Origin of the sequence: Nitratireductor sp. ZSWI3, from assembly GCF_024655565.1 — a bacterium.
Classification (GTDB): Bacteria; Pseudomonadota; Alphaproteobacteria; order Rhizobiales; family Rhizobiaceae; genus Nitratireductor.
On sequence record NZ_JANKOF010000029.1, the window covers coordinates 11,276 to 22,489 of the forward strand.

Genomic DNA, 11,214 nt, shown 5'->3' on the forward strand with positions numbered 1-11,214 from the left:
GGATCGTCAGTAAATTGATTATGTTCTACCGTAATACGCCTTTATTACTTGTGGCAAGATAGGCACATCTTGGCCTGTCCGTAGAGATCGTCGATATCGATCGGCTCGCCGTCCGGGCGAAGCGGATTGGGTTGCATTTTTGCCCGCGCCCGCTCGAGCCGCGCCTCGTGATCGCGCCGGACCTGTGCGACGCGCTCGGGCTGCTCGAGGTCCTCAAGCGACTCCCCATGGCTCCAGGTGAACGGCGAGCCATGCTCGAGCGCGTTCTTTTCGTACGCCTTGGCCTCCTCATAGGCCTCGGGATGACGTTCGCGCAGGCGGATCCATTCGATCTTTTGCTGGAAAAAGCAGAAAGTGCAGCCACTGCGTGAGCGCCATTCATAATAGGCCGGCAGTCCAAGCCCCGACGCTTCGAGCAGCTCAATGACCCCAGCCTTGTCGACCCCTGCCTCCCGAAAGGGCAGGCTAACCGTGAGGTTGTCCTTGGAGGAACTGTACCCTTCGCGATACGGTTCATCGGACCGTATCGCGACATAGGAAACCACCTCGTCACCCGCATCGAGCATTGGGCGCACCCAGTTTTCGAACGGGCGCAGCTTGAGCATGCGGGTGCACCAACGTGATTGCGCCGAGGGTAGATAGGAATTGTACTGCTTGTGCCAGAAGTCGAAGTCGCGATCGGGATTGAGCCTCAGGATCGGCTTTCCTAAGACACCCTCGAGACGCCCTAGATAGTCATAGACCTCAGGCAGCTCCTTACCCGTATCAGTGAAAAAATACTCGATATCGAGATCTGGATGAGTATGCCGCATGTGTACGGCAAGAGCGGCGCTGTCGCGGCCGCCCGATAGGCCGAGTACGTGTCGCTGTGCCATCAGGCGCTGACCTCCCTGCGCGTTTCGATGGTCCGCTCGCCATCCTGATCATTGATCAGTTGCGAGCTCAGCCGGGCCAGAGCAGCGAGAACAAGCTTGTTGTCCGCCCCGTCCAGGCTCGATTGCAGCCGTGCGACGATCGCATCGACTTCTTGATTTTCTGTGTCGTTGATGTCAAACGCGCCGTAGACCGGCATCGAGCTCCCCGCCACTCGAACCACCACGGCCATCGCTTCGCGCTTATCCGTGCGGCCCTTGACGTGGGCGAAGGCCTCAGCGCGGTTGAACGCCTGGCAGAGCTCTGCAAGCGCGAACGCGGCGCGATCGACATCCGCATCGGACCAGACACGTGGCGGTCGGCCAACGGCAAGCGAAGCCAGCCCTTCCATATCTTGATCGGTCGCGTGGAAATTGGCGATGCGCCCGACAAACGCCTCGAGCTTGAAGTCGCCCGCGAGATCCCGAATGTTTTCGGCGCGCGAGCGAAGATCCTCGATCGCTTTGGGGGATGGGTTCGGAACCTGCAATTCGTTGAGAACGTTCGCGCGCATTCTATGCAGGAGCTCAGGATAGGCGCTCACAAGCTCTTCGAGCCCTTCGCGAACGTTGGCGATTACCTCGGTTGTGTCGGCATTCCCGGTCTCGCCGACAAAAAGGCTCGGCAGGTCGTTAAAGATCAGCCTGTTGGGGTCATTGGCCTTCTTGAAGATGTTGCGCACCGCCGACGCATTACGCGAGAGTCGCATCGTCCTCTTGGTCCACGGAGAGACCCGGTCAAAGACCGCCACGAGACCACGCCCGACATCAATCGGCTCGAGATTGGTCAGCGCGTTGGTTCTGTCGAGGTCACGCACAAGGTCTGCCAGTCCTGAAAGCAGGGACCGTGCGTTCTCGTTGAGGTCCATCCAGCGCAGGGCGATCAGTGCAGGGTCCTTGACGAGGTAGTCAATGTCGAGGTCGTTGAATGCCGGCTGGAATATGGTCTCGCGATAGAGTGCCACGGACGCCGACATCGAGAGCATGAAGGCAACGCCCAGGATCGGCATGACGCCGCGCTTGAGCCCGAACGGCGCCGCGCCCCAAAGGTCGTAGAGTTCCGAAAGCGGAACCGCGCGATCAGCATTGGACTTGAGATAGTCCTCAGCGGCTGTCCACAACGGCGCTAGCCCGGCCGGGTCGTTTTCCACCTTGCGCGGATCGGCAAAGGCGTATCCCTCGCCGTCTCGTGCATGAAGGCCGGTCGTCTCAAGCATTGAGAGATAAAGTCCGCCCTCGGCCGGATACCCCTCGATACCGAGCCGCGGTTCGCGCGCCCGGGTGACCATGAGCTTGAGGAGGGCGTTCTGAGCGGCAACGGCGTTCGAAGAGGGCTTGATCCGGTTGATGAGCTCGTTGGGCAGGTGCGGTGTTTCGGGGTACCGGGCGTCCGCAAGGTCAGACGCCATTTCGCTAATCTGCCGTGACGCCAGGGTCCGCGGCTTATCTTCAGCGTGGAACCACTCGGCAACGCTCATGGCACGTTGGACCTCGCCCTCGAACTGGCCTTGGGTCGACGAAAGGCGCGCGTTGACTTCGCGACGCGCGACAGCGTCCCCCTGAAGGTCGGGCAACATGCGAACCTTTTCGAGTGCCTGGACCTCGAGGGCGAGCTTGACCACGAAATCGGCGTGTTGGGACACCCCGAGAACGATGTCCCACGCGAGGGCCTTGCGCGCAAGTTTGCGCATGTCCTTGGAGAGCCGCTCATAACTTTCGCCCCCGTCGGGAACCACAAGGACGAATGCGCCAATCGTTCCGTCGGCCGGCGAGAATGCATCGAGGTAGCCCTCGACTTTGCTCGACTTGACGAGCTCGACGTCGAACCAGCGCAATGCGCCGGTGGCGTGGTAGTGCCGCTTGCACAGGACTGGCTGCAGACCCGAAAGCGAGCGGACAAGTCCCATGTCCACTTCTGGATGATCGGCAGTCTTGTCTTCAATCGCCGCTTCGATGTCGAAATCGCTGCCGGCATAAACGCCAAAGGCGTTGGTGAATTTTCGGAAGACGATCAGCGACCATTTGGTAAGCTGGGTCAGGGCGGCCTTTACGTCGCGCGAGCGGGCGCCAAGCACGCTCACTTCGAGCGCACGCCGGTCTGGAACTAGGCCGGATTGATCCTTAAAGAGATCGATGATTGAGATGGTCTTGAGAAGGGCGATGTGCAGTTCATCACCTCCAAGCGCCGCGCACCGGTCGATGGCCTCAACCGCCATCGCCCAGCGGTGACCATCGGGCGAGGAGAGAATAGCAGGCTCGAGGTTGACGCGAAGATAGTCCCAGAGCCGGGCAGGCTCATAGAGATCGCCATCTTCCCCGCTACCGAGGAATTCGCGGAAACCAAACGGCTCGGCCGAATTGAGGAAACCGAAGACGCTGCGCTGGTTCTGCCCAAACCGCCGCCGAGAGATTGGACCGAGAAGGGCGGCCGTCACTGGATGCAGCGGCCAGCAGGACCTCAGGAGATCAACAATCGCCTCGGACGCTCCAGCACGATTGGCAACGATGACCTCACCAACCGCACGGGCGGCCGGAAGGTGTTCCGCCGATGGCGGCGTTCCTGAAATGGCCCGCGACAGGATCGATATTTGCTCCTCACCGCCGACATTGACCGGCAGGTCGACGAAGCGGCCATGGATCTTGGTCCAGTCATCGCGCAGGTCGCGAGAGAGCCGGGTGGCATATTCGTCAAAACCCTGGTGCAGGATACCGATGAAGACCAGCCGGCCATTGCTGCGTGACGCGAGTTCGGCAATCTGCTGCAGAATATGGACGTCGCCGACACCGCGTGCCGCGGCCTCCAAGAGCTTGCCCATCTCGTCGATGAAAAGAATGAGCCCTCCGTGGCTTGCAGGCTTTTCCTGAGCCAATGCCGAGAGTGTTTTGAGAACGCGGGCTTCATCCCATTCGCACGGCTCGGCATATTCCGAGCGCTCGATCGCTTCACCGATGATGCGGACAGGGTCATCCTTGCGCCCAACCGCACCGAGAATCCGCCATCCCTTCTTTCTGGGCGGCAGCTTTTCCCACAGAACCTCGGCAACGTCCCGCCCGACAATCTCCGCGGCCTCTTCGCGCAGGTCCTTCTTGCCGTTCATGAGCGCGCTTAGTGCGATCACAAGGCTTGACTTGCCGCTGCCATAGGGACCCGTCCACGTGAAGGCGGCTTGGCCTGTGTCAGAGACGTGGTGCGCAAGCCTCTTGAGGATCTCGACCGACGAAGGCGGGCACACAAAGCCGCGCAGGGCATCCGTATCGCCAAGATCTGTATCGATCCGCACGGCCCGTTGGAAACGCGGCTCGATCGAAACGTGGTCAATGAGGCTCATCAGGCGACCCTCCGCACGATATCGGTATCGTAGTCATGCCCGAGGATAGTGAGCGCCTCGACCTGATCGATCGCACGTCGCCGAATTACCTGCTTAAGGCCGGCCGTCTCCGACCATTGGAGCGCGCCATTGGTTGCGTCTTCAAGTTCGGACAGCCGATCGACGAGGTCGGATTCTTCGAGCAGGAATACCCGTCCGGGCGAACCCGGCTCATGCGCAATGGCCTCGAATGAAAGTGTGTTGCGCAGGGCAGCACCGCCGGCATACCGATCCCAGAAATCGATCAGCGCAAATACGAACGCCCCCGCGCCGAGGGTTGGCTTGGCCCCGCGAACCATGCGAAAGCCATCCTTCTTGCCCGTGGGCCGAATGAGACCAAGCTCGACAAGCGGAGACTCGAGGTCGTCCTCGTGGGAAGATTTGCTCGATTTGTACTTTGGGCAATAGCTGCGCACTAAGCAGTCGACGTCGCGCTTGACTGTGGGTTCGGAGATCCTCATCCAACCGGGCGCCTCCTTGGCGGCGGCGAGTACGGATCTCAAGAGCAGATCGCGGTCGAAATTGACGAAGGGCAGGTGCCCAAACGCCCAATACCACGTCGTGCGCATTGGCCGTCCGGCAAGATTCCAGTGCGCAATCCATGCGGTGGTAGGCGATTCCATGAACGGATCCCAACCGCCGTTCCCAAAAAGCGCGTTCCCCAAGGGCGTGACGCTGATGTGACCATCGGCGTCGGCTGACGAAATCATATCGGCCGCCTCGGCCCAAAACCGGATGGAAGTGACCATGTTTTTACCAACGCCGAACTTTCCGATCGCGTCGTCACCAAGGAATATGGTCCGGTTGTTGGAGATCGATTCGTTCTCGAGAACCGCGTCCACGGCCTTTTTGAGCCAACCGTATTTGAGCGGAAAGGTCTCGTGACCGGAAAACTGCGGCCGGTAATCCGGCGCGAATAGAGGCCCCCGCGACATGAATCACTCCTGGATGGATCATCCAGGGTGACACTAGAGGGGCCTCGACATATGGTCAATGAACTGGATGGTGCATCCAGATCGGGCATGGAGGGGTTAATGAACCGAATCTATCTCGACAATCACGCCTCGACGGAGGTCGACCCGCGCGTGGCACAGGCAATGGCCGAGGCCGGCTTTGGCAATCCTCATTCCGATCACGCTGTGGGATGGGAAGCCGCCGCCAAGATCGACGAAGCCCGCGCCGGCATCGCAATGCTGATCGGTGCAAATCACGAAGAGATCATTTTCACCTCGGGCGCCACCGAAGCCAACAATCTCGCGATCCTCGGCATGCGCAGAAAGGCCGCCGAGGGGCGCAACAAGATCATTCGCAGTGCCATTGAGCACAAGAGTGTCATTGCGGCCTGTGATCACCTGCGCGCCGAATGGGGCTTTGAAATCACGGTCCTGCCGGTTTCAAGCGAGGGGATGGTTGATCTCGACGCGCTCGAGGCAGCCTTGGATGAGCGGACCGCTCTTTGCACGGTCGGGTTCGTCAACAATGAAATCGGCACCATTCAGGATGTTCGATCGATTGGCCGCCTTTGTCGCGATGCTAGCGTGCCGCTCCACACCGACGCCGTTCAGGCCCCGCTTGCAGCTGACATCTCAGATCTTGCGCGGTGGTGTGATCTCATCAGCCTGTCCTCGCACAAGATGCATGGTCCCATGGGAGTTGGTGCCCTTTTTATTGCCGGCGATATTCAGCACGCGATTGCGCCCATTATGTTCGGAGGTGGTCAGCAGAGCAGCTTGCGTCCGGGGACGCTGCCCCTGCAGCTCTGCGTTGGTATGGGGACCGCAGCGCAGCTCTGCCTGAAAAATGAGGTCTGGCGCAACAACATCACGCAAACCCGCGACGCATTCCTTGATGAACTACGGGCCCTCGGCATGCAGTTCCATCTCAATGGCCCGGAGCCCGGCCCATTTCGCCACCCTGGAAATGCCAATATCAGCTTTCCCGGCATCGAAGCAGATGAGCTCATCGGCCTCCTGCAACCCCAATTGGCCGCATCGTCGGGTTCGGCCTGCACTGCGGGGACGATCGAGCCGTCGTACGTCCTTACAGCGCTCGGGCTTCCAACTGATCAGGTCAGGTCCGCGGTTCGCTTTGGATTTGCCATGAAAATGGATCCCGCAAAAGCCCGAGAAGCTGCACTCTTGGTCAGCGATGCCGCTGAACGATGCACCTAATGGGTAGGGGCCCCATCTGCGGTTGAATACCACCACTCAGGGATTCTCGATCGGCAGTGTCTGTAATGGTAGCCTGAAGCGAAGCCCGTTTGCGCCCAATACTTCTTCGCGGGTGGCCGTCTCCATGTGGGATAAGATCATCGGGACGCTTCAGGAAAGCACAGGCGAACCGCCAATCTACTTAAATACCGCCTCCGTCTTCGACTGAACCGCTCCGGACAGCTTCTTAATCGTCACGATTACATGTCGAAAGTACGCGCGATCGATGACAAGCTCCTCGCCAGCTTCGCCGCGCCTTCGATCTCCAGCCTTCTCGACATAGAGCTTGTTAATCTGCCCATTGTTGTGAATGATGATGTCGCGGGAAGCTTTAATCTCGATGAAATCCTTGACCGTCTCCGGGTCAAGTTCGATCGAGAGTACCTTCGCCACCCTATCAAGGTACTCAGATGGCTTCCCAAACATCAGTCCTTCGCATTTCAGGGCGACAAATCGCCGGATCACATCCTCACGTCGCTCGCTCTCTAAGAACAGTTCGAGGGGAATTCCTGCCCTATCAGAAAGTAACCCGAGCTTCTGCGGATAAGCGCAGGCGACAATGGATATTGCGTCCTGCAGGAATGCCTCTGCACGTGATACCATCGAGACAATGTTGGTCTCAAATATGCCCCGCTGATGTTGTACGGAGAAGACCAGTCCGATGTCTTCATCCCGGCGCTTGCTTACTGCGGTCGAATTACCTTTCGGAACTCGATAAGGCTTCTTCGCCCTACTTCTAGAAGCGCGAAGCGAATTTGCCCGCTTCTCGAGCTCGGGACGGAGTAGTTCGGTCAAAATCCAAGTGTCGTTCAGGTATCGAAAAAGCCTCAGGTGCTTTCGGTAGATTGCAACCGATACTTGGCTTTCCCTGGCCACCACGTTTCCCCCTCGTAGTGATATTGTTCAGACCGCCCTTATTGCTGCCGCGAGGGGCATCACGCAAGCGTGCGATTCCACTGCGAGCAGTCCAAAGCCGCTATGCGGTTTACTGCCCGACCACGCCGACAGTTGGGCGCGCTAGGAATGACGGCTTTCGGCCCCATTCGGGAACATGCCTTCGATTGGCCGCATTGGCGTAACCAGGCAATCAAAGCCGGAAAATATCCGCTTGATCGCACCTGATCGTACATAGGGGCACTTCGATTTCCTGACATTCGGCATCATTCTTGTTCGGTCTGCCAAAACACCGGAGCCGCGCTGATGACACCGACGAAGCTCCTTATCGGCCAAATCGCTGTCGTGTTCGCCATCGTCATCCTTGGCGTATGGGCCGCCACGCAGTGGTGCGCCGATATGCTGGGCTATCAGGAGCAACTCGGCTCGCCATGGTTTGTGGCGGCCGGCTGGCCGATCTACAAGCCGTGGAAACTGTTCGTTTGGTGGTTCCAGTTCGAGGCCTATGCGCCGGAGGTCTTCAACAAAGCCGGCATGCTGGCCGGCGCCAGCGGCTTTATGGGCTGCGCCGCCGCGATCGCCGGCTCGCTTTGGCGTGCCCGGCAGCGCGGGCTGGTCACGACCTATGGCTCCTCACGATGGGCTGTGAAGCGTGAAATCGAGAAGGCTGGACTGTTTCGGCCGGCCGGCGTGTTTCTCGGCAAGCTGCAAGACCGCTATCTGCGCCATGACGGGCCGGAGCATGTCATGGCCTTCGCGCCGACGCGCTCGGGCAAGGGTGTGGGTCTGGTCGTGCCGACGCTTCTTTCCTGGACAGGCTCGGCGGTGATCCACGACATCAAGGGCGAGAATTGGCAGCTGACTTCCGGCTGGCGCTCGAAGTTTTCGCACTGCCTCCTGTTCAATCCGACCGATTCACGATCGGCCCGCTACAATCCGCTCCTGGAAGTGCGCAAGGGTCCGCACGAGGTTCGCGACGTCCAGAACATCGCCGATATCCTGGTCGATCCGGAAGGCGCGCTGGAACGGCGGAACCATTGGGAAAAGACCAGCCACGCCCTTCTGGTCGGCGCCATCCTGCACGTGCTCTATGCCGAAGAGGAGAAGACGCTCGCCCGTGTCGCCACCTTTCTGTCGGACCCGCAGCGCTCGTTTGCCGCGACGCTCAGGCGGATGATGACCACCAATCATCTCGGCACCACGGAAAAGCCTCAGGTCCATCCGGTTGTCGCCTCGGCTGCGCGCGAGGTGCTGAACAAATCGGAGAACGAGCGCTCTGGCGTCCTGTCCACAGCGATGAGCTTCCTCGGGCTTTATCGCGATCCGACCGTGGCGACGACGACATCCGCCTGCGACTGGCGCATTGCCGACCTCATGGATGCAGACCGACCGGTCTCTCTCTATCTCGTCGTGCCGCCTTCGGATATTTCGCGCACCAAGCCGCTGGTGCGGCTGGTGCTCAATCAGATCGGCAGGCGGCTAACGGAGCGACTGGAGGGTGATCCGAGGAAGACTCGCAAACACCAGCTTCTCATGATGCTGGACGAGTTCCCGGCGCTGGGAAGGCTCGATTTCTTCGAAACCGCACTTGCCTTCATGGCCGGCTATGGCATCCGCGCCTATCTGATCGCGCAGTCACTCAACCAGATCTCCAAGGCCTATGGCGAGAACAACGCCATTCTCGACAACTGCCATGTGCGGATCGCCTTTTCCTCGAACGACGAGCGCACGGCCAAGCGCATCTCGGACGCGCTCGGCATGGCGACGGAACTGAGGGCCATGCGCAACTATGCCGGCCATCGACTGGCGCCCTGGCTTTCCCACGTGATGGTGAGCCGTCAGGAGACGGCCCGGCCGCTGTTGACACCGGGCGAGGTGATGCAGTTGCCGCCCACCGACGAATTGGTGTTGGTCTCCGGCCTGCCGCCGATCCGCGCGAAGAAGCTGCGATATTACCAAGACAGAAACTTCACCGAGCGCGTGCTCCTTTCGCCGGTTCTGGGCGGCGGCCCCTATATTGATTGTCCCGCGCGGCGACCCGACGATTGGCGCGGTCAGGTGCGCGGCGTGGACCGCCGTCTTGCCGCCGACGACGAGAGCGCCGACGCCGCGTCCGACAACGAAGGCGGCGTCCAACAGCAGCGTCATCCGGGCCTGCCCGGAGAAAACGAAAGGAAAGCCGAACAGCCTGATCAGGGCGACCTGTTCAAGCCCGCCGACGATGGCGGCGAGACGGTCGCCGACAGGCAAGTCATGGACCGGATTTCCAATGCCGCCCGCGCCTACGGCATCAACGAGGGCATGGGTGACGACAAGGACGTCCTGCCCGGTTTCTGAATTTCCATTGTCGGGCGCATCTCGGCGTAGATAAGGGCCATAAGCGAATCCAGGCATCTGAACGATGCTCGTTCCGCATCCGGCGCATGGGCGCCGGCAACCGGAACGAGCCGCATGAAGCCCGAACGCATCCGTCATCAGTTTCTCCTTGATTCCGAGCTGAGCGCGAAGCTCGATCGGCTCAGCCGCAATCCCTCGACCACCAAGTCGGAGATTGTGGCAAAGGCGGTCGAGGCCTTCCTCGAGCAGCGCGGCGAGAACGAGCTCGATCGGCGCTACGGCCAGAGGCTCGACCGTCTTTCGCGCGACCTCGACCATGTCCGCCGCGATGCCGAGATGATCCTAGAAAGCCTGGCGCTCTTCATCCGCTTTTCCATCACGCTTCACGCCCACACGCCGGTTCCGGACAAGGCGACACAGGCGATCGCGCAGGAGCGCTTCCAAAAATTCGTCGAGCAGGTCGGCCGCCAGATCGCCTCCGGAAAGCGTTCGCTTCATGAAGGCGATGGCGGGGGAGAAGAAGGATGACCACGCATCCCGAGGCCGATCACCGCCGCCGCACCATGCTGCGCACCGCCATGGGTCAGGCGATCGCCGATGCGCTGGCCGATCCCTCCGTCATCGAGGTGATGGTGAACCCCGACGGCGCGCTGCGGCTCGACAGGCTGGGCAAGGGCCGAGTCGACACCGGTGTGCGCATGCATCCGACCGAAGCGGAACGGATCATCCGCCTGGTCGCCTCCCACGTGCGCGCCGAAGCCCATGCCGACAACCCGATCGTCAGCGCCGAACTGCCGTCAGGCGAACGCTTCGAGGGACTGCTGCCTCCCGTGGTCTTGGCGCCAAGCTTCGCGATCCGCAAGCCGGCCGCCAAACTCTATACGCTCGTCGATTACGTCGCCGAACGTATCATGATGCCGGTCCAGGCCGAGGCGCTGAGGAAGGCCGTCCGCGATCGCAGCAATATCCTGGTCGCCGGCGGCACGTCGTCGGGCAAGACGACACTTGCCAATGCACTGCTCGCCGAAGTGGCCGAATGCGCCGAGCGCGTGATCCTGATCGAGGACACACGCGAACTGCAATGCGCGGCGAAGGATTGCGTTGCGCTCAGAACACGGCGTGGCTCGGTCACCCTTGCCGATCTTGTTCGCTCGACACTGCGGCTCAGACCCGATCGCATCATCGTCGGCGAGGTCAGGGGTGCGGAAGCCCTCGACATGCTGAAGGCCTGGAACACCGGTCATCCGGGCGGCATCGCTACTGTTCATGCCAATTCGGCGCGCTCCGCCCTCTACCGTATCGAGCAGCTCGCTCAGGAAGCCGTCGTCACCGTTCCCCGTCGTCTCATCGCCGAAGCCATCGATCTGATCGTCTTCATCGCCGGGCGTGGCTCATCGCGCCGCATCGACGCGATCGCCGAGGTCACCGGTCTCGACGGAAATGGCGACTACGCCGTCACGCAACTCACGCTCCCGCAACTCCAGCAGTTTTGAA

The 11,214-nt window shown here is 60.6% G+C and carries 8 protein-coding genes; 4 read left to right on the forward strand and 4 right to left on the reverse strand.

Annotated elements, in window-relative coordinates; translation table 11 throughout:
• Positions 1–44: 44 nt before the first annotated feature.
• The 3 genes from NUU27_RS11320 to NUU27_RS11330 are packed head-to-tail and all read right to left on the reverse strand — an operon-like array spanning position 45 to position 5,214.
• Complete coding sequence (locus tag NUU27_RS11320) at positions 45–875, reverse strand: phosphoadenosine phosphosulfate reductase family protein (protein WP_257762209.1); 831 nt, start codon at positions 873–875, stop codon at positions 45–47.
• Positions 875–4,240, reverse strand: coding sequence for an ATP-binding protein (locus NUU27_RS11325; protein ID WP_257762210.1), 3,366 nt, complete (start codon positions 4,238–4,240; stop codon positions 875–877). Before NUU27_RS11325 ends, NUU27_RS11320 begins: the two co-directional genes overlap by 1 nt.
• A complete protein-coding gene (locus NUU27_RS11330; protein WP_257762211.1) occupies positions 4,240–5,214 on the reverse strand; it encodes a DUF4007 family protein in 975 nt (324 codons plus the stop codon). Before NUU27_RS11330 ends, NUU27_RS11325 begins: the two co-directional genes overlap by 1 nt.
• Before the next feature lie 51 nt (positions 5,215–5,265).
• Between NUU27_RS11330 and NUU27_RS11335 the strand changes: the two genes are divergently transcribed.
• Positions 5,266–6,450 (forward strand): cysteine desulfurase family protein, encoded by a 1,185-nt coding sequence (locus NUU27_RS11335; protein ID WP_257762212.1) that lies wholly within the window; start codon positions 5,266–5,268, stop codon positions 6,448–6,450.
• A 177-nt stretch (positions 6,451–6,627) separates the two neighbouring features.
• Here the strand turns inward: NUU27_RS11335 and NUU27_RS11340 are convergent, their stop codons facing one another.
• Complete coding sequence (locus tag NUU27_RS11340) at positions 6,628–7,365, reverse strand: hypothetical protein (RefSeq protein ID WP_257762213.1); 738 nt, start codon at positions 7,363–7,365, stop codon at positions 6,628–6,630.
• A 324-nt stretch (positions 7,366–7,689) separates the two neighbouring features.
• On the opposite strand from NUU27_RS11340, the gene NUU27_RS11345 reads away from it, so the two are divergent.
• The 3 genes from NUU27_RS11345 (at position 7,690) to trbB (ending at position 11,213) form a co-directional block, all read left to right on the forward strand.
• A complete protein-coding gene (locus NUU27_RS11345; protein WP_257762214.1) occupies positions 7,690–9,720 on the forward strand; it encodes a conjugal transfer protein TraG in 2,031 nt (676 codons plus the stop codon).
• A gap of 114 nt (positions 9,721–9,834) precedes the next feature.
• Entirely contained in the window at positions 9,835–10,248 is a 414-nt protein-coding gene (locus NUU27_RS11350) for a ribbon-helix-helix domain-containing protein (protein WP_257762215.1), read from the forward strand.
• Entirely contained in the window at positions 10,245–11,213 is a 969-nt protein-coding gene (gene trbB, locus NUU27_RS11355) for a P-type conjugative transfer ATPase TrbB (protein WP_257762216.1), read from the forward strand. Before NUU27_RS11350 ends, trbB begins: the two co-directional genes overlap by 4 nt.
• Position 11,214: the final 1 nt, after the last annotated feature.

Coding starts and splice junctions, on each gene's coding strand:
- NUU27_RS11320 (WP_257762209.1), bottom strand. CDS start 875: ATGGCACAGCGACACGTACTCGGCCTATCGGGCGGCCGCGACAGCGCC.
- NUU27_RS11325 (WP_257762210.1), bottom strand. CDS start 4,240: ATGAGCCTCATTGACCACGTTTCGATCGAGCCGCGTTTCCAACGGGCC.
- NUU27_RS11330 (WP_257762211.1), bottom strand. CDS start 5,214: ATGTCGCGGGGGCCTCTATTCGCGCCGGATTACCGGCCGCAGTTTTCC.
- NUU27_RS11335 (WP_257762212.1), top strand. CDS start 5,266: ATGGTCAATGAACTGGATGGTGCATCCAGATCGGGCATGGAGGGGTTA.
- NUU27_RS11345 (WP_257762214.1), top strand. CDS start 7,690: ATGACACCGACGAAGCTCCTTATCGGCCAAATCGCTGTCGTGTTCGCC.
- NUU27_RS11350 (WP_257762215.1), top strand. CDS start 9,835: ATGAAGCCCGAACGCATCCGTCATCAGTTTCTCCTTGATTCCGAGCTG.
- trbB (WP_257762216.1), top strand. CDS start 10,245: ATGACCACGCATCCCGAGGCCGATCACCGCCGCCGCACCATGCTGCGC.